Origin of the sequence: Rhodovulum sp. P5 (assembly GCF_002079305.1) — a bacterium.
GTDB lineage: Bacteria > Pseudomonadota > Alphaproteobacteria > Rhodobacterales > Rhodobacteraceae > Rhodovulum.
Map to the genome: position 1 here is coordinate 1,104,452 of NZ_CP015039.1, position 17,329 is coordinate 1,121,780.

General features: G+C 63.4%; 17 protein-coding genes. 14 read left to right on the forward strand and 3 right to left on the reverse strand.

Features of this window, described 5'->3' with window-relative positions:
- Positions 1-125 precede the first annotated feature (125 nt).
- Positions 126-1,988, forward strand: a complete 1,863-nt coding sequence (locus tag RGUI_RS22065; protein ID WP_253798863.1) for a hypothetical protein — start codon at positions 126-128, stop codon at positions 1,986-1,988.
- Positions 1,989-2,025: 37 nt separating this feature from the next.
- On the opposite strand, the gene RGUI_RS05425 is transcribed toward RGUI_RS22065, so the two are convergent.
- Both RGUI_RS05425 and RGUI_RS05430 read right to left on the reverse strand, forming a co-directional pair.
- Entirely contained in the window at positions 2,026-2,280 is a 255-nt protein-coding gene (locus RGUI_RS05425) for a DUF2842 domain-containing protein (RefSeq protein ID WP_081532113.1), read from the reverse strand.
- Positions 2,280-3,572 carry an adenylosuccinate synthase gene (locus RGUI_RS05430; protein ID WP_081532114.1) on the reverse strand — a complete coding sequence of 431 codons (1,293 nt, stop codon included), beginning with the start codon at positions 3,570-3,572 and terminating at the stop codon, positions 2,280-2,282. Before RGUI_RS05430 ends, RGUI_RS05425 begins: the two co-directional genes overlap by 1 nt.
- Positions 3,573-3,725: 153 nt before the next feature.
- On the opposite strand from RGUI_RS05430, the gene RGUI_RS05435 reads away from it, so the two are divergent.
- The 13 genes from RGUI_RS05435 (at position 3,726) to RGUI_RS05495 (ending at position 16,712) form a co-directional block, all read left to right on the forward strand.
- On the forward strand, positions 3,726-4,787 hold the full coding sequence (locus RGUI_RS05435; protein WP_081532115.1) for a VPLPA-CTERM sorting domain-containing protein: 1,062 nt from the start codon (positions 3,726-3,728) through the stop codon (positions 4,785-4,787).
- A 105-nt stretch (positions 4,788-4,892) separates the two neighbouring features.
- The gene (locus RGUI_RS05440; protein WP_081532116.1) at positions 4,893-5,291 is read left to right on the forward strand and encodes a DUF6524 family protein; all 399 of its coding nucleotides are present in this window, start codon (positions 4,893-4,895) and stop codon (positions 5,289-5,291) included.
- 158 nt (positions 5,292-5,449) lie between these two features.
- The gene (locus tag RGUI_RS05445; protein ID WP_081532117.1) at positions 5,450-5,842 is read left to right on the forward strand and encodes a DUF6524 family protein; all 393 of its coding nucleotides are present in this window, start codon (positions 5,450-5,452) and stop codon (positions 5,840-5,842) included.
- Between the two features lie 65 nt (positions 5,843-5,907).
- Positions 5,908-6,288 carry a preprotein translocase subunit SecG gene (gene secG, locus RGUI_RS05450; protein WP_081532118.1) on the forward strand — a complete coding sequence of 127 codons (381 nt, stop codon included), beginning with the start codon at positions 5,908-5,910 and terminating at the stop codon, positions 6,286-6,288.
- Positions 6,289-6,453: 165 nt separating this feature from the next.
- Complete coding sequence (locus RGUI_RS05455) at positions 6,454-8,097, forward strand: CTP synthase (RefSeq protein ID WP_081532119.1); 1,644 nt, start codon at positions 6,454-6,456, stop codon at positions 8,095-8,097.
- A gap of 19 nt (positions 8,098-8,116) precedes the next feature.
- Positions 8,117-8,899: a 23S rRNA (adenine(2030)-N(6))-methyltransferase RlmJ gene (gene rlmJ, locus RGUI_RS05460; RefSeq protein ID WP_081532120.1), complete on the forward strand. Its 783-nt coding sequence runs from the start codon at positions 8,117-8,119 to the stop codon at positions 8,897-8,899.
- 69 nt (positions 8,900-8,968) lie between these two features.
- Positions 8,969-9,415, forward strand: coding sequence for a TerB family tellurite resistance protein (locus tag RGUI_RS05465; protein ID WP_081532121.1), 447 nt, complete (start codon positions 8,969-8,971; stop codon positions 9,413-9,415).
- A gap of 179 nt (positions 9,416-9,594) precedes the next feature.
- On the forward strand, positions 9,595-10,371 hold the full coding sequence (locus RGUI_RS05470; protein ID WP_081532122.1) for an ABC transporter ATP-binding protein: 777 nt from the start codon (positions 9,595-9,597) through the stop codon (positions 10,369-10,371).
- Between the two features lie 32 nt (positions 10,372-10,403).
- The gene (locus RGUI_RS05475; RefSeq protein ID WP_081532123.1) at positions 10,404-11,129 is read left to right on the forward strand and encodes a transporter substrate-binding domain-containing protein; all 726 of its coding nucleotides are present in this window, start codon (positions 10,404-10,406) and stop codon (positions 11,127-11,129) included.
- Positions 11,130-11,173: 44 nt separating this feature from the next.
- Positions 11,174-12,055 (forward strand): ABC transporter permease, encoded by an 882-nt coding sequence (locus RGUI_RS05480; RefSeq protein WP_081532124.1) that lies wholly within the window; start codon positions 11,174-11,176, stop codon positions 12,053-12,055.
- The gene (locus tag RGUI_RS05485; RefSeq protein ID WP_081532125.1) at positions 12,052-12,891 is read left to right on the forward strand and encodes an ABC transporter permease; all 840 of its coding nucleotides are present in this window, start codon (positions 12,052-12,054) and stop codon (positions 12,889-12,891) included. The genes RGUI_RS05480 and RGUI_RS05485 overlap by 4 nt, the downstream gene beginning before the upstream one ends.
- Positions 12,888-14,219, forward strand: a complete 1,332-nt coding sequence (locus RGUI_RS05490) for a glutamine synthetase family protein (protein ID WP_081532126.1) — start codon at positions 12,888-12,890, stop codon at positions 14,217-14,219. The genes RGUI_RS05485 and RGUI_RS05490 overlap by 4 nt, the downstream gene beginning before the upstream one ends.
- A 174-nt stretch (positions 14,220-14,393) precedes the next feature.
- Positions 14,394-16,712, forward strand: a complete 2,319-nt coding sequence (locus RGUI_RS05495; protein WP_081532127.1) for a methyl-accepting chemotaxis protein — start codon at positions 14,394-14,396, stop codon at positions 16,710-16,712.
- 48 nt (positions 16,713-16,760) lie between these two features.
- Here RGUI_RS05495 and RGUI_RS05500 read toward each other — a convergent pair whose 3' ends face one another.
- Positions 16,761-17,219, reverse strand: a complete 459-nt coding sequence (locus RGUI_RS05500) for a hypothetical protein (RefSeq protein ID WP_156882879.1) — start codon at positions 17,217-17,219, stop codon at positions 16,761-16,763.
- Positions 17,220-17,329: the final 110 nt, after the last annotated feature.

Below are 17,329 nucleotides of genomic sequence, written 5' to 3' on the forward strand. Positions count from 1 at the left end.
CGTCAGGAAAGCGTCCAACTCAACGGAAATACAGAAAAATCCTCGAAAATTCCCCTTTCCGTTCACTCTTTGGAATGTGCATATGGTAAATTCGGAAGGTGGTGTGAGGAGAAAGCGAGCAATAGATGGTTGGATCGAGCAAGATCCTGACGGTCTCCTATGGCACGTTCTCATGCACGCTGGAGGGGTTCGAGGACTCCTTCGGAACGATGAAGGCCATTGCCGAGTATTTCCGCGATCTTGCCGCTGACGACCGCTATTTCGGGGCAGAACCGCCCACGCCGGACACTGAAACGCTGCAACGCATCGCCGAACGGGAAATCAGCCGCCGGGTTGAAGCCTATGACGCAGCCGATGGGGTTCATCTGCGGCCCGGTCCGGCCGAACCTGAAAAGGCCCCTGCGCCACCGGCGCTTCCGGCCGTTGAGACGTCTCCTCCCGGCGAAGACGACGTGGACATGCCGCCCCCCGAAACCGTGGCGGCCAAGCTTGCCCGGATACGTGCGGTTGTCGAAAAGGCCCGCGCTGGCGCAGACCCTACGGCGCCTGACGCCGTGGCACCCGAAAGCCTGCCTGTGTCGTCGGAGCGTGTTCCGCCAGAGGTGCATCGCGGCCAACCGGGCGTCCCCCCCTCGGCAAAGCGTGAGCCGCCCGTTCAAACGATGCAACCGGTTTCGAAATCCCCTGACCGCCCCGAAATCGAGGGTGGAGAAAGTGTCAGCGGCCCACGAATTTTCACACTTGGGCCTCAAATCCGCACCGGATTCGCGGATACGGCCTTAGTTGAGGATTCAAAGGTCACGACAGGCGGTGGTCAGCAGGTCACCGCGAGATACCCAGAAGGGGAACACTCAGATGCAGCCGGGACAGACCCGCGCGCCGTTGCAAGGATTGGCGACGACAGGTCGGACGAGCGAACGAACGGACTTGAGCGCCCGCAGGCGCCCGCATCTGCGACGGGCACCTCCAGGCCCCGCCCGAGGGCCCGGGTGTTGAGGCTCCGCCGGGCGGATCTGGTCGAAGGGTGGCGCCCTGCAGATCCGGCAGACCCTGTGGCGCCAGCAGGACGGGACCGGCAGCCGCCGTACCATGACATCCACACCATGGCATCGGCGAGGGAGAGAGAGGCGGTCGCAACCGACGCAAACGGATCGGATGCGCCCGAAATGCACTTTGGTTCAGGTAGTGATCTTTCCATGTCCGTCGTCGATCCCGAACCCACACCGTCGGCCGCTTTCGACCCGTCCTGGATGCGGGGCGAGGACAGGAACGGCAAGGATGTTGCGCTGCAGCGACTTCTTGAAGAGACCAACAACAAGCTCGAAGGGCTTGAAAACCGGCGCCGACGGGCCTCGATCGCGCATCTGAAGGCCGCGGTTGCCGCAACCGTTGCCGAACGCAAACAGAACCCCGAGGCGATCCGGGCCGCTGAGGAAGAGCGGGAAAAACACCTGTACCGCCAGGCCTTGGACAAGATCGTTCGGGGCGACCGGACCACGGCAGAGGCCAAGTCCACGCCCGGCCGGCGTCTCGCCCCGCTGATCCTGGCATCGGAACTGCGCGTCGATGGGCCCAGACCGGACCCCAAGACAAGCCCCGACACGGTACGCCCTGCCCCGCTTCAGATCGAGCCGATCCCGTTTCTGACGGGGGAAGGTCAGGCCGATACCGGAACCGACACGGTCTTCGGATCATCCGGCCAGAGCTTTGAGGCCTTCGCAACGGAACGGGGGGCCTCCGGCCTCCATGACACGCTGGAAACGGCGGCGGCCTATCTGCATGACGTCAAGGGGCAGGACAGGTTCCGCCGGCCACAGACCGTGCGCCTGGCCATCGGGTGGCTTGGCGGCAAGGCCACGCGCGAGGATCTCTTGCACGCTTTCGGCGAACTGCTGAGACGCGGAATATTCCGCAAGGTCCGACGTGGCGAATTTGAAATGACCGACGCCTGTCAGCACGAAGCACCGTCTGCCCGTCGCAAGGCCTGATCCGGGCGGGCCAAGGGCACAATCGCCCCGGCCCGCATCACTCGCCCTTCTTGTTCCCTTGAGACCCGCCTTTCGGTGCGGCATCGGGGTCGGGCTGTCCGATGCCCTGAAACACGAACTTGAACGGCAGGGCCCAGACGATCCCAAGCACCATGTAGATCAGAAGCTCCACCAGGAATGGCGGGCGCGGGAACAGGTTCACGACCGTGATCGCGACCACGATATAGAGTGGCAGTCCGATCAGAAGGATGACCAGAGACCAGCGGCGGCGGGCTTTGTAGGAAAGTGCCATCAGTCAGAGAAGGGATCGGTTACAAGGATCGTGTCGTCGCGTTCGGGTGAGGTCGAGAGTAGCGCGACAGGACAGTCGATCAACTCCTCCACCCGGCGGACATATTTGATCGCGTTGGCCGGCAGATCGGCCCAGCTGCGCGCACCTTCCGTCGATTCAGACCAGCCGGGCATATCCTCGTAGATCGGCACGCAGCGCGCCTGCTGATCAGCCGCGGTCGGCAGGTAGTCGAGCCGCTGGCCGTCAAGGTCATAGCCCACGCACACCCGAAGTGTCTCGAACCCGTCCAGAACGTCCAGCTTGGTCAGGGCAATCCCCTTTACGCCGCTGGTCGCGCAGGTCTGGCGCACCAGTACCGCATCGAACCAGCCACACCGCCGCTTGCGTCCCGTCGTGGTGCCAAACTCGTGGCCCCGTTCGCCAAGGCGCTGACCGTCGTCGTCGTGCAGTTCGGTCGGAAACGGCCCTTCGCCCACGCGGGTGGTGTAGGCCTTGACGATGCCCAGCACGAAGTCGATTGAATCCGGCCCGATACCGGTTCCCGTCGCCGCCTGCCCCGAAATCGTGTTCGACGACGTTACGTAAGGATAGGTCCCGAAGTCGATATCCAGAAGCGCGCCTTGCGCCCCTTCGAAGAGGATACGTTTGCCGGCCTTGCGCTTTTCGTTCAGCACCTTCCAGACCGGCGCGGCATATTCGAGGATCGCAGGTGCAATGGCGCGCAGTTTGGCCAGCAACGCCTCCCGGTCGATTTCCTCCAGCCCAAGCCCGGCACGCAGGGCGTTGTGATGCACAAGCGCACGGTCGACCCGCAATTCCAGCGTCGCATCGTCGGCCAGATCGGCAACGCGAATGACCCGCCGGCCCACCTTGTCTTCATAGCAGGGGCCGATACCCCGGCCGGTGGTGCCGATCTTGGCAACGGCATTCTGGTTTTCGCGGGCGCGATCCAGTTCGCCGTGGAAGGGCAGGATCAGCGGCGTGTTCTCGGCGATCATCAGCGTCTCGGGCGTGATTTCCACCCCCTGCCCGCGCAGCGTCCCGATTTCCTCCACAAGGTGCCACGGGTCCAGCACCACGCCATTGCCGATCACAGAGAGCTTGCCGCCGCGCACGACGCCCGAGGGCAGGGCGTGCAGCTTGTAGACGGTTCCGTCGATCACCAGCGTATGCCCGGCATTGTGCCCGCCCTGGAACCGGGCGACAACATCGGCCCGTTCCGACAGCCAGTCGACGATCTTGCCCTTTCCTTCGTCGCCCCACTGGGCACCCACGACGACGACATTGGCCATGGCCTAACCTCCTGCACGAAACCAGTCGTGGGTATACACAAGCCGAACGGGGGCCAAAACCCGAAAACCGACCGACGCGTTGTTTCTTTACTTGCAACAGGATGTCGGGCACTTTGACGCAGGGAAAGCGATTTTCCCACAGGGAGATACAAGATGAAGTCGTCTTTTTTCGCCGCCACGTTGGCGGCCTCTATAGTTGTGCCCAGCCTGTCGTACGCAGCGACCGTAAGCTCCGTCCTGAACTATTCCCGCGACAACGTCGGGCTGGACGGCGGCAACTCTCTCAGTTTCAACAAGTTCACATCGGTCGATCTGGGCATTGCGACCCTGCGTTTCGGTGCCGCAGCCTCTGGCGGCGACGTCGACGCGGCGGCCAATATCGGGTTTTCCACCAGCTTCAGCGATAGCGTCGATCTTGCCGATGCGGATCAGGTTGCGCTGTCGATGAGCCTCAACAACCTCAACTTCGATTATAGCACCTATATGGGCGCCGAGGCTGGTGCCTTCGTCAATTTCAAGTCCTTCCTCGGGATCAACCTGCCCGAATTCACGGTGATCGGCGACGACTACTCGCTTTCCACCTCCGACAGCCGGAGCGGGTTCGGAAGCACCGGCACCGAACGCGCGACCCGGAAGATCACAGGGGTCGGCCCCGATGCATCGCTTGGCCTTGCGGTCCGCGCCGAAGTCACCCTCGACGCCTCGCAAGAGACGTCCTTTTCCGTCAGCGCCCTTCAGGGAACGATCGTCGCCACGCATGAAGGCGGCACGATCGTCACGAACGCCTTTTCGATGGTCAACGGTGTGGACAGCCTGCTCGACCTGTCGCTTGAAGGGAACTGGACGCTTGAGTTGATCGACGTGGCGCTGCGCAATTCCTTCGACAGTGCAACAGGTCTCTCGGCCGGCTACGAACTGGGCCTTGCCCTTGAAGCGCCCTTTTTCGGTGGCTCCTGCGGTGATTTCTCTCGGGATGACGACAACGAATTCGGATGTGGTGGCGATACCGGCGTCTCGGGCGACACCAGCCAGCTTAGCCTGATAAACCCGTCGCCCTTCGAAATCGCCTGGGGCACGAAGTCGGTCAGCCTGGGCACCATTTCCGTCGTCGCCCCGATTGCGCCGGTTCCGCTTCCCGCGGGGGCACCGCTGTTGTTGGGCGGCGTTCTTGTCATGGCCGGGTTCCGGGCTGCGCGGCCACGTCCCTTGACATAAGCCCTCGTCCCAAGCTTGCATCGGGTCGGCGCCCGGCTTCCCGAAAAGGGAGCCGGGCTTCTTGTTTGCGACTGCAACCTGACACGACCCGAGGAAGGAACGCATATGCTTGGGCTTCTGCTGCGCTGTCTCATCGCCTTTGTGCTGTTGGCGGCAACCTACAACCCCACAGAGTGGAACTATGCCCGAAAGGCCCCGGCCCTGTGGGGCGAACAGACCCCGCTGGTGGTACTGGCCGGGCTGGTGCTTCTGACCGGCTATATCATTTACCTGCGGGCGACGCTGCGGTCGATCGGCGCCTTCGGCATGGCGCTGGTCACGGCATTGGTGGCAGCGCTGATCTGGGTTCTGGTCGACTACGACATCATCCAGTTGAACGACCCCGGCCGGAACACCTGGCTCGCTCTCGTCGCGCTGTCCTTCGTCCTTGGTATCGGCTTGTCGTGGAGTATCGTGCGCCGCCGTCTGACGGGTCAGGCCGACATCGACGATGTGGATGATTGACGCGGCCGGAGGACATCATCTTGGGTGCGCCATGCTGACGCAAGCCGGTAGACATAGTGTCCTGCGACGATGCGACAAGGCAAAATTCGGCGCATTCGCGCCAAGCAGCGTTACACTCACTGACGAGTCGGCAACATTATAATCACGGAGGATCAAGAATGTCCGGATTTCTGCTACGCTGGCTGGTCGCGTTCGCCGCACTGGCCGCTCTCTACAATCCGACTGACTACAACTACTACACATGGGTTCAGGCAAACTACGAAGCCCAACAACCTCTGGCCATCGGCATCGGCGTGATGCTGGGGCTGATTTTCCTCATCTACCTGATCACCATGCTGCGTACGCTGCGCGTTATCGGCATCGTCCTGCTGGCGATCATCATCGGCCTTCTGGGCTACATCCTGCTTGAAAAGGGCATGATCACGCTCGATGCGACCGACACAAACGTCTGGGGTCTGCTGGTTCTGGCTTCGCTGCTTCTTGGTGGCGCGATGAGCTGGCGCGTCCCGTCCAAGAAGAAGTCGCGCAAGACCAAAACCGCCAAAGCCTGACGGGGGTTGCGGGGGCGGCCCGATGGGCTTAGGTACACCGCCAAATTAAGCCGGGGCCGCTCCATATGCAGAACGTCATCCTCATCGTCCATCTCATCCTCGCTCTTTGCCTGATCGGCATCGTTTTGCTGCAGCGCAACGAAGGGGGCGGGCTCGGAATGGGCGGTGGCGGGACCGCAGCGGGCCGCGCGCCGGCGTCGCCGCTGGGCAAGCTGACATGGTTCTTCGCCATCTGCTTTATCTGCACATCCTTGGCCCTGACGATCCTTGCGGCACGCAACGCGGCGGGCACATCGGTCATCGACCGCATCGTCGATACGCCCACCCCGGCCCCGGTCGAAAGCATGGATGAGCCCGCAACCGGCCTGCCCGACTCCGATGGCCTGTTGCCGCCGCCGCCGGTGGCCCCGGGCGACGCGCCGTTGATGCCGCCGCGGGCCGACTGAGACCAACCAACAACATATTGATTTACCGGGGTTAACGTCCCGACTGATTGCGCCGCCTTGTTGCGGCCCCAGTGCGAATCCGTTATTCTGGAATCCCGTGATGTAGCGGCTTTTCAGGCCGGATCGAGCAGATAACAGGCAGGACACACGGGAGACGCCGGCCAGATGGCACGTTTCATTTTCATTACAGGCGGCGTGGTTTCGTCGCTGGGCAAAGGACTTGCATCAGCCGCACTCGGGGCGCTGTTGCAGGCACGCGGCTTCACCGTCAGGCTGCGCAAGCTTGACCCTTACCTCAATGTCGACCCCGGCACGATGAGCCCGTTCGAACATGGCGAGGTGTTCGTCACCGATGACGGGGCGGAAACCGATCTCGACCTTGGGCACTACGAACGCTTCACGGGCGTGGCCGCCCGCCGGACCGACTCGGTCAGTTCGGGGCGCATCTATTCCAACGTGCTCGAGAAGGAACGCCGGGGCGACTATCTCGGCAAGACCATTCAGGTCATTCCCCACGTCACCGACGAGATCAAGGACTTCATCCGGATCGGCGAGGACGAGGTCGATTTCATGCTGTGCGAAATCGGCGGCACGGTCGGCGACATCGAGGGCTTGCCCTTCTTCGAAGCGATCCGCCAGTTCAGCCAGGACAAGCCGCGGGGCCAATGCATGTTCATGCATCTCACGCTGCTGCCCTATATCCAGGCGTCGGGCGAGTTGAAGACCAAGCCCACCCAGCACTCGGTCAAGGAACTCCGCTCCATCGGGATTGCGCCTGACGTTCTGGTCTGCCGTTCCGAAGGGCCGATCCCGCAAAAGGAACGGGACAAGCTGGCGCTGTTCTGCAACGTGCGTCCCGATGCCGTGATTGCCGCGCAGGATCTGAAATCGATCTACGAGGCACCCTTGGCCTATCACCGCGAGGGGCTGGACCAGGCCGTGCTGGATGCGTTCCAGATCAGCCCCGCCCCGCGGCCCGACCTGTCGAAGTGGGAAGACGTCTCTGACCGGATCTTCAATGCCGAGGGCGAGGTCCGCGTGGCCATCGTCGGCAAGTACACGCAACTTGAAGACGCGTACAAATCGATTGCCGAGGCGCTGACCCATGGCGGCATGGCCAACCGCGTCAAGGTCAAGGCGGAATGGATCGACGCCGAGATCTTCGAACGCGAGGACCCGTCCCCCTGGCTTGAGGGGTTCCACGCGATCCTCGTCCCCGGCGGGTTCGGAGAGCGTGGCACCGAGGGCAAGATCAAGGCCGCGCAATTCGCCCGCGAACGCGACATCCCCTATCTGGGCATCTGCCTTGGCATGCAGATGGCCGTGATCGAGGCGGCGCGCAATATCGCCCACCTGACCGATGCGGGGTCGGAGGAATTCGACCACGAAGCAGGCCAAAAGCGCTTCACGCCGGTGGTCTATCATCTCAAGGAATGGGTGCAGGGGAATGCGAAGGTCCAGCGGAAGGCCGATGACGACAAGGGCGGCACGATGCGGCTGGGCAGCTACAACGCCCATCTGGCCGAAGGATCGAAGGTGGCCAAGATCTATGGCAAGACGCTGATCGAAGAACGCCACCGCCACCGCTATGAAGTGGACATCAAGTACCGCGAGAAGCTGGAGGAAAAGGGCCTGATCTTTTCCGGCATGTCGCCCGACGGCCGCCTGCCCGAGATCGTGGAATGGAAGGACCACCACTGGTTCATCGGCGTTCAGTTCCACCCCGAACTGAAGTCGAAACCCTTCGCCCCGCATCCGCTGTTCGCAGATTTTGTGCGCGCGGCGGTGGAAACCTCGCGGCTGGTGTAACACCGGCCGCGGCGCTCTGATGCTGTCCTACCAGCATATCTATCACGCGGGGAACCTTGCCGATGTGCACAAGCATGCGCTTTTGTGCTGCATGCTTGCGCATCTCACCCGCAAGGACAAACCGCTCAGCTATATCGAAACCCATGCGGGCCGTGGCCTGTACGATCTGTCCGCGCCCGAGGCCATCAAGACCGGAGAGGCCGCGCAGGGCGTCGGCGCGATGGAGGCGCGGCTGCCCCCCGACCACCCGTATCGCGGCAGGCTGGAGGACGTCCGGGCCCGGTTCGGGCCGTCGGCCTATCCGGGCTCGCCTCTGCTCGCGGCGCTGTCCCTGCGCCCCAAGGATGTCATGCATCTGGCAGAGTTGCATCCGCAGGAACACAAGGCCCTGGCCGAGGCCATGGCGTCCTTCGGCGTCCATCTGCGGCAGGAGGACGGCTTCCGGGCGGCCCGGGCGCTTGTGCCGCCGATGCCCCGGCGCGGGATGATGCTGATCGACCCGAGCTTCGAGGTGAAGGCGGATTACGATGCCATTCCCCGCCACATGGCTGACATTCACCGCAAGTGGAACGTCGGTGTGCTGGCGCTCTGGTATCCGATCATGGCGGCGGGCCTGCACGCCCCGATGATTGCCGCGCTCAAAGACCGCTTCGCCGATGCCCTGTGTCACGAGGTCGGCTTTCCCCCGGCGCGACCGGGACACGGTCTGATCGGGTCGGGCATGTTCGTCGTGAACGCGCCCTGGGGGACGGCGGAGGAAGCCGCCCGCCTGTCTGCGCTATTCGAGGGGCTCACCGCGTAGCATACGCCGCATTTCCCAACCGCCCCGGCGCCCCTTGGCCAGATCGCCCCCCACGGCTATATCCAGATCATGTTTGCGGATTTCCTGACTCGGCTGATCCAGCCCGAACCCGACCAGCTTCCCGATCGTGACGCCCGGCTTGCCTTGGCAGCGCTTCTGGTGCGCATCGCCCGGTCCGACGGCGAATATGCCCATGAGGAGGCCGAGCGGATCGATCGCATTCTCGCATCCCGCTACGCTCTGGCGCCCGCGGAGGCCGAGACCCTGCGTCACGATGCCGAAAAGCTTGAGGCCGAGGCGCCCGATACCGTCCGGTTTACCCGCGCGATAAAGGACGCCGTCCCCTATGAAGAGCGCGAAGGCGTGGTGGAAGCGTTGTGGGACGTCGTGCTGGCCGATGGAATCCGGGACGAGGAAGAAGACGGCCTGCTGCGCCTTGTCGCAAACCTGCTGGGCGTGAACGACCGTGACAGCGCCCTTGCCCGACAAAGGGCGGAACGGCGTCAGGACGGTTGAACGCCGCGTAAGTGCCGACCCCGAGATACACATTCGCGCGTTGCGCGAGGCGACCTTCGCGACCTGCCAAAACTGCCTAAATCACGGGCATCTGCATCGATTGACGCCGGTTCCCCGTTGCAATTGCGGTGAAGTTGCGCCCTACTTCCGGCCAGTCATTAACGAATGCCGAAGGCCGCGTGACCCAGCAAGACCCGCCCGTGATCGAAATCCGCGACCTCCACAAGAGCTACGGCGCGCTGGAGGTTCTCAAGGGCGTCAGCATCGCCGCGCAAAAGGGCGATGTCGTGTCGCTGATCGGCTCGTCCGGTTCTGGCAAATCGACGCTTCTGCGCTGTGCAAACCTTCTGGAGGACAGCCAGCAGGGCGAGATCCTGTTCGAAGGCGATCCGGTCAAATGGCGCGGCAAGGGACCGGCGCGCAGCCCGGCCAACCGCAAACAGGTCATCCGCATCCGCACGAACCTGTCGATGGTGTTCCAGCAGTTCAACCTGTGGACCCATATGACCATCCTCCAGAACGTGATGGAGGCCCCGGTGACCGTTCTGAAGGAAGACCGGGAGACGGTAGAGGCGCGCGCCCGCGACCTGCTGGCCAAGGTCGGCATCGGCGACAAGTGCGACGTCTTCCCGGCGCAGCTATCGGGTGGCCAGCAGCAGCGCGCCGCCATTGCGCGTGCCCTCGCGATGCAGCCGCGCGCGCTGTTGTTCGATGAACCGACCTCCGCGCTCGACCCCGAATTGCAGCAGGAGGTCGTGCGCGTGATCAAGGTGCTGGCCGAGGAAGGCCGGACCATGCTTCTTGTCACCCACGACATGCGGCTGGCCGCCGACGTATCCGACCATGTGGTGTTCCTGCATCAGGGCCGGATCGAGGAGCAGGGCCCGCCCGACGCCGTGTTCGGTGCCCCGAAATCCGAACGACTGCAAAAGTTTCTAAGCGCAACCGCGGCCTGAGACCGCGAACGACAATGACGGGAGTTTCCATCATGAAAAAGCTGATCCTTGGCACCGCCGCCCTTGCCCTTTCGGCAGGCATGGCGCTGGCGCAGGATGTGGTCCGCATGGGGACCGAGGGCGCCTATCCTCCGTACAACTTCATCAATGACAACGGCGACGTGGACGGGTTCGAACGTGAACTCGGCGATGAACTCTGCGCCCGGGCCAAGCTGACCTGCGAATGGGTCACCAACGAATGGGACTCGATCATTCCCAACCTCGTGTCGGGCAACTACGACACGATCATCGCCGGCATGAGCATCACCGACGAGCGGGACGAGGTGATCGACTTCACCCAGAACTATTTTCCGCCGGATCCGTCGGTCTATGTCGCCATGTCCGACGACGTGGATGTGAATTCTGCCGTCGTCGCCGCACAGACCGGCACGATTCAGGCCAGCCACGTGGCGGAGACCGGCGCGATGCTGGTGGAATTCCCGACACCCGATGAAACCATTGCCGCCGTGCGGAATGGCGAGGCCGACGCGGTCCTGGCCGACAAGGGCTTCCTTGAGCCCATCGTGAACGAATCCGGCGGTGAACTGATGATCCTTGGCGACGACGTCATGCTGGGCGGCGGCATCGGGATGGGCATCCGCGAATCCGACGCCGAGTTGAAGGCGACCTTCGACGCCGCGATCCAGTCGATGAAGGATGACGGGTCGCTGAACGAGCTGATCGCCAAGTGGTTCGGCGGCATGAATGGCGGCTTCTGAGCCAGAAGAATGGCGCGCGGCGGTGTCGCCGCGCGCGCACCTGAATGTTTGCATCCTGCGCCGATCCCTCCTCGCTTGAAGGCCTGCACTGGCTGGCTTGCTACCTGACCAGCGGCAAGCATATGGCGTTCTATGCCTCCTTCGGGACGGTGATGGTCCTGCTTGCGATCACCGCACCGGCGGCTCTCACCTTCGGATTCGCCGGGGCGGTCGCGGCGCGATCGCGGATCTTCCCGCTGCGCTGGATCGGGCGGCTTTACACCGCGATGGTGCGCGGTGTGCCCGACATCATCTTCTTCCTCTTTGTGCCCATCGCGTTGGACCAGTTGTTCGAATGGCTGCGGCACAAGGCGAAATGCCCCGACTGGACCGAACCGGTTCGGCAGGGCAACGATTTCGTCGTCTGCGCGCAGGCCAAGCTGCCGATGTCGACCAGCCCGCAATGGGTGCACGAAACCTACGGCTTCTTTCTGGCGGTGCTGGCCTTTGCCATCGTCTTCGGGGCCTTTGCGGCGAATGTTCTGTACGGCGCGATGCGGGCGGTGCCGCGGGCGCAAATGGAAACGGCCGAAGCCTACGGGATGACCGAACGACAAAGCTTCTGGCGGGTTCTCGTGCCGCAGATGTGGGTCTATGCCCTGCCGGGGCTTTCAAATCTGTGGATGATCCTGATCAAGGCGACGCCGCTGCTGTTCCTGCTGGGGGTGGAGGATATCGTCTATTGGGCGCGGGAACTGGGGGGATCAAAGACTTCGATCTACGCCTATCCGCATCCCGACTGGCGGCTTTACTACTTCCTTGGTCTTCTGGTCTTTTACCTGACCCTGACCCGTGTGTCCGAGGTCGTGCTGGGCCGGGTAACCACGCGTCTGTCCCACGGACAGGCCACCATGGGCGGTGAGGCCCAGCGAAAGGCCGCGGCATGAGTTGCGTGCAGACCATTCAGGATTACGCGCTGCGCTCTGTCGGGATTGGTGAGCGGCTGTTGCCCCGGTCCGATTTCACCCTGTGCGAGCAATTCACGCTGATCGGGTCCGGCCTGATCTGGAACATCTATTTCGGCGCCTTTGCGCTTCTCTTCGGTTTCTTCCTCGCCACCGGCATCGCGCTGGCCAAGAACAGCGGCACATGGGTCATCCGCAAACCGGCGGAATGGTTCATTTTCGTCTTTCGCGGATCGCCGCTCTTCATCCAGTTCTTCCTGGCCTACGAGGCCTTCGTGATGCTGCCGAAGTCGGGGATCGAACTGAACCTGATCTTCACCGAGATCACGGCAGAGACCCGCTGGCTGACCCGGGCCTGGGCCGGGGCGCTGGTCGTGCTGTTCCTGAACACCGCCGCCTATTCGGCCGAGATCTTCTATGGCGCGCTGCGCAGCGTGCCGAAGGGCGATCTGGAGGCCGCCGATGCCTATGGCCTGTCGGGCTGGTCGAAATTCCGGCGCGTCGTCTGGCCCACCATGCTGCGCCTGGCCTGGCCCGCCTATACGAATGAGGCGATCTTCCTGTTTCACGCCACGACGCTGGTCTACTTCTCGGGCTTCCCGGCATGGCAGCAAAAGGGCGATGCCCTCTATTACGCCAACTACTTCGCCGACAAGACCTTCAACCCGTTCATCCCCTATCCCATCGTGGCGGGGTATTTCATCGGGCTGACGCTGATCATCATCCTTGTCTTCGGCGCGCTGAATCGGCGACTGAACCGCCATCTGGCCCCCGACGCCCGGCCACGGCTGCGAATCCGCCCGCAGGTGATCCGATGAGCGAATGGCTGCGCGCGCACCCTCAGGTGCGGACGATCCGCGTGGCCGCCTGTGACCTGAACGGACAGGCCCGCGGCAAGCGGTTGCCGTCGCGCTTTTCCGACCGGGTGGAGGAGGAAGGCACACGCTTTCCGCTGTCGGTTCTGAACCTCGACATCTGGGGGGAGGATATCGAGGGCAGCCCGCTGGTCTTCGACTCCGGCGATGCCGACGGCGTGCTGCACCCCACGGGCCGCGGCTTCGTGCCGATGCCGTGGCTGGATGCGCCCACGGCGCTGTTGCCCCTCTGGATGTTCGACGAGGCGGGCCAACCCTTTGACGGCTGCCCGCGCCACGCGCTCAACCGCGTGCTGCAAGCCTATACTGCCCGCGGCTGGACCCCGCAGGTCGCGACGGAACTGGAATTCTACCTGATCGACGACAGCGAGGATGGCATTCATGCCCCCCGCTCCCCCCGGTCGGGCAAGCGGCGCGAGGCAGCCGAGATCCTCAGCCTCCGCACGCTTGATGCGTTCGACGCCTTCTTCACCGATCTCTATGACGCGTGCGAGGCGATGGACCTGCCCGCCGACGCCGCGATTTCCGAAGGCGGCATGGGCCAGTTCGAGGTCAACCTGCTGCACGGCCCCGCGATGAAGGCCGCCGACGATACCTGGCTGTTCAAGATGCTGGTCAAGGGGCTGGCGCGCAAGCATGGGCTGGCGGGCAGTTTCATGGCCAAGCCCTATCCCGATCAGGCCGGCAACGGGCTGCACATGCATTTCTCGGTGCTCGATGCCAACGGCAACAACATCTTCGACGACGACAGCCCGGACGGGTCGGGTTTGTTGCGGCAGGCCGTGGCGGGTTGTCTTGCCGCGCTGCCCGACATGACGCTGATCCTCGCGCCGCATGCCAACAGCTATGACCGGCTGGTGCCGGGCGCCCATGCCCCCACGGGAATCTGCTGGGCCAAGGAAAACCGTACCTCGGCCATCCGCATTCCCGGCGGTTCCCCCCGCGCCCGCCGGATCGAACATCGCGTGGCCGGAGGCGACATCAACCCCTATCTGATGATCGCCGCGGTTCTGGGCGCGGCTCTTCAGGGGATCGAGGAACAGCTTGCCCCCCCGCCGCCGATCACCGGCAACGCCTATGATCAGGACCTGCCGCAGATCCCGACCTGTTGGCATGCGGCCATCGACGCGTTCGAGCAAAGCCCCAGAATCGCGCGCATCTTTCCTCGCGGTCTGATCCGCAACCTGACCATGACCAAGCGACAAGAGGCCCGCCGCATCGCCGACCTGAACGACGAGGACAGGCTGGCACTGTATCTCGATACGGTGTGACCCGAAGTTCCCCGGCCCGATCATGGGCGGGGCATGTGCTTAACCCCTAAAATAACGACAAAAAACCGATGATTTTTCGACCCGGAATTGACCGGTGAAAAGTCATCTTTAAGCCCCTTTCCCGCGATACTGCGCTCCAGACCACTACTCAAGGATGTGGGGAACGGAGTAACGATGTTTCGAAAATTCACCCAGATGCCGATCAGCCGCCGCCTTCCGGTGATGCTGGTCCTGATCCTCGCCTTCACGACGACGGCGATGGGCGTGACGCTGTACCAACTGGCCCAAAGCATGCGGATCGAGGCCGCGCAGACGATGATCAAGGGCCTTGCCGAGGATCAGGCCGCCCGAGTCGAGGAATGGGTGCATTCCAAAGCGACCCATCTTGCCGGAAAGGCCGCAACGCCACTGGCATCCAAGGCCGTCACCACCCTTGACGCGGCCATTGCCGTCGACGGCGGGGATCTGAAAGCGGTGCAAAAGGCCTATGTCACCGACAACCCCCACCCCCTTGGTCAGCGTCAGGCACTGGAAGACGCCGGCGACGGGTCGGCCTATTCCGCCGCGCATGCGCCGGTGCAGCGGCAGTTGCGCAGCATGCTGGACAACTTCGGCTACTACGACATCTTCCTGTTCAACCTGAAAGGCGACCTGATCTACACCGTCGTGAAAGAGGCCGATTTCGGCGAGAACTTCGCCACCGGCAAATACGCCGATACCGGTCTGGGTCAGGTCTACCGAGAGGCCGCGAAGGCCGCCAAGGGCAGCGTCGCGATTTCCGATTTCGCCCCCTACGCCCCCAGCGCCGACGCACCGGCAGGGTTCATGGCCAGCCCGATTTTCGATTCCAACGGCACCCGGGTTGGCGTCATGGCGTTCCAGCTTCCCATCGACATGCTGGCCGATCACATCAATGCCACCGCCGCGCTGGGCGAAAAGGGCGACATCTACATCGCCGCCGTGGACGGCACCGCGCGGACCGCATCGCATTTCCAGGGACGATTCAAGATTTTCGACGATCTGGGCTTTGTGCCGTATGTCGCGGCGCACGATGCGGGAAAGACCGGATTCTTCAGTGGTGATGTAGGGGCCAGCGGCGACAAGACGCTCGCCTATACGCGCGAGATCGAATTCGACTGGGCCGACTGGATGATCGTCGTTGAACTCGATCAGGCAGAGACGCTGGCCGACCTCGCCGCCTTCCGCCACAGCGTAATCGGGTTGGTGGCCGGCAGTCTTGTTCTGGCACTCGTCATCAGCATCTTTGCGTCGCGCGGCATCACCCGCCCCCTGCAAAGCTTTCTGAACTCGATGCAGAAGGTCGCCTCGGGCGACTATCGTGCCGACATCTCCGTGGCCGAGCGTGGCGACGAGATCGGCAGCCTGGGGCGCATGCTTGTGGAATATCGCGACCGTCTGGCCGAGACCGAAGAGCTTCAGGCCAAGCGCACGCGCGACATGCAGGCCCAGGAATCGGTGACCGACAAGCTGGCCGCCGCAATGGCCGCACTGTCCGAGGGCGATCTAAGCCGCACGCTGGACGATCGCTTCCCCTACGGCTTCGAACCGATCCGGGAGAACTTCAACAAGTCGGTGCTGAACCTGCGTGAAATCCTGGCCTCCGTGGTGGACAACGCCAACGAGATCCATGTGCGCGCCGAGGAAATCGCGGATTCCTCCGACGACCTTTCGCGGCGCACCGAAAATCAGGCGGCGACGCTGGAAGAAACCGCCGCCGCCCTTGACGAACTCACCTCCAGCGTCCGGGCCAGTGCCGATGGCGCCTCACAGGTGGAAAGCGTGGCGCGCGAGGCCCGCCACAACGCCGAGAAGAGCGGCGAGGTCGTGGACAAGGCAGTCGAGGCGATGTCGGAAATCAAGCGTTCCTCTGACGGGATCGTGCAGATCATCGGCGTGATCGACGACATCGCCTTCCAGACCAACCTTCTGGCGCTGAACGCCGGCGTCGAGGCTGCCCGCGCGGGCGAGGCCGGCCGGGGTTTCGCGGTCGTGGCCTCGGAAGTGCGTGCACTGGCCCAGCGTTCCTCCGAAGCGGCGCGGGAAATCAAGCAGCTGATCTCTGGCAGCACCGATCATGTCGAATCCGGCGTCGAACTGGTCAATCGCACCGGCGAGGCCCTGACCGACATCGTCAAGAGCGTCAGCAATATCTCGGATCTGATCAGCGGGATCACCTCTGGCGCGCAGGAACAGTCGATCGGCCTGGGCGAGATCAATGTGGGCGTCACCGAACTGGACAAGGTGACCCAGCAGAACGCCGCGATGGTCGAAGAGGCCACCGCCGCGGCCAACACGCTGAAACAGGAAGCGACCAACATGAAGGGCCTTGTGTCGCAGTTCCGCCTGGCAGGCGGCGCGGCCCGGGCCGGAACGATCGCCACCCACAGGGCGACCAGCGGCCCCGCGTCACCCCGGGCCCTGCCCCAACCGCAGGCCCGTGCTGCAAACGGCGACGGCTGGCGTGACTTCTGAGGTCAACCCGGCCCCCGAAGGGTTGTGCAGGCGATAGCCGTTTCCCGGTCACCCGATCCCCGCCCGTTCCAGCGCCGCCTGCATCCTGGGGTCTGGAACGGTATTGGGAGGGGATGACAGACGACCGGCGCCCTTCCAGCCGGTCGTGACTGCGCGACAATGCCAAAAGCCCGCCTCTTGCGTCACGAAGACGCGGGACAAGGGCAAAGGGTCAAGCTTGTGCGCGCGCCATTGCAGCCGACCGAACGGGCCGCCGGGGACGAGGCACCATTTCGGCGGGCACGGCTCGCAAGCGGGGTCGCCGAAAACATGCGCCGCATGGCAGGCCCGCCCCTGAAAGCCCGGAGACGGGAAACGCCACACGCCGGCGAACCGGACAAAGCCAAACCGGGATCGCCGTGCGAGGTCGAACACCGTCCCGCCCTTGGAATGGACCAATTCATCGACATCGCAGTTCAACACGCCCCTGGCCGAAGACAGATAGCGCAGCCGGGCAATGTTCAGCATGTGGAACGGCATGCAAAATTGACCCCCATCTTGGGGTGATCGGCATCCAAAAGTGACCCCCCTGATAATTCTGATCAGAAGCTTCCTCAAAAGCATGAGGGAGCAGTCAG

Excerpts from the sequence above, each read along its gene's own strand:
- RGUI_RS05485 (WP_081532125.1), top strand. The coding sequence starts at position 12,052 with ATGAGTTGCGTGCAGACCATTCAGGATTACGCGCTGCGCTCTGTCGGG.
- RGUI_RS05455 (WP_081532119.1), top strand. The coding sequence starts at position 6,454 with ATGGCACGTTTCATTTTCATTACAGGCGGCGTGGTTTCGTCGCTGGGC.
- secG (WP_081532118.1), top strand. The coding sequence starts at position 5,908 with ATGCAGAACGTCATCCTCATCGTCCATCTCATCCTCGCTCTTTGCCTG.
- RGUI_RS05475 (WP_081532123.1), top strand. The coding sequence starts at position 10,404 with ATGAAAAAGCTGATCCTTGGCACCGCCGCCCTTGCCCTTTCGGCAGGC.
- RGUI_RS05440 (WP_081532116.1), top strand. The coding sequence starts at position 4,893 with ATGCTTGGGCTTCTGCTGCGCTGTCTCATCGCCTTTGTGCTGTTGGCG.
- RGUI_RS05430 (WP_081532114.1), bottom strand. The coding sequence starts at position 3,572 with ATGGCCAATGTCGTCGTCGTGGGTGCCCAGTGGGGCGACGAAGGAAAG.
- RGUI_RS05435 (WP_081532115.1), top strand. The coding sequence starts at position 3,726 with ATGAAGTCGTCTTTTTTCGCCGCCACGTTGGCGGCCTCTATAGTTGTG.
- RGUI_RS05445 (WP_081532117.1), top strand. The coding sequence starts at position 5,450 with ATGTCCGGATTTCTGCTACGCTGGCTGGTCGCGTTCGCCGCACTGGCC.
- RGUI_RS05495 (WP_081532127.1), top strand. The coding sequence starts at position 14,394 with ATGTTTCGAAAATTCACCCAGATGCCGATCAGCCGCCGCCTTCCGGTG.
- RGUI_RS05425 (WP_081532113.1), bottom strand. The coding sequence starts at position 2,280 with ATGGCACTTTCCTACAAAGCCCGCCGCCGCTGGTCTCTGGTCATCCTT.
- RGUI_RS22065 (WP_253798863.1), top strand. The coding sequence starts at position 126 with ATGGTTGGATCGAGCAAGATCCTGACGGTCTCCTATGGCACGTTCTCA.
- RGUI_RS05490 (WP_081532126.1), top strand. The coding sequence starts at position 12,888 with ATGAGCGAATGGCTGCGCGCGCACCCTCAGGTGCGGACGATCCGCGTG.
- rlmJ (WP_081532120.1), top strand. The coding sequence starts at position 8,117 with ATGCTGTCCTACCAGCATATCTATCACGCGGGGAACCTTGCCGATGTG.
- RGUI_RS05480 (WP_081532124.1), top strand. The coding sequence starts at position 11,174 with ATGTTTGCATCCTGCGCCGATCCCTCCTCGCTTGAAGGCCTGCACTGG.
- RGUI_RS05500 (WP_156882879.1), bottom strand. The coding sequence starts at position 17,219 with ATGCTGAACATTGCCCGGCTGCGCTATCTGTCTTCGGCCAGGGGCGTG.
- RGUI_RS05465 (WP_081532121.1), top strand. The coding sequence starts at position 8,969 with ATGTTTGCGGATTTCCTGACTCGGCTGATCCAGCCCGAACCCGACCAG.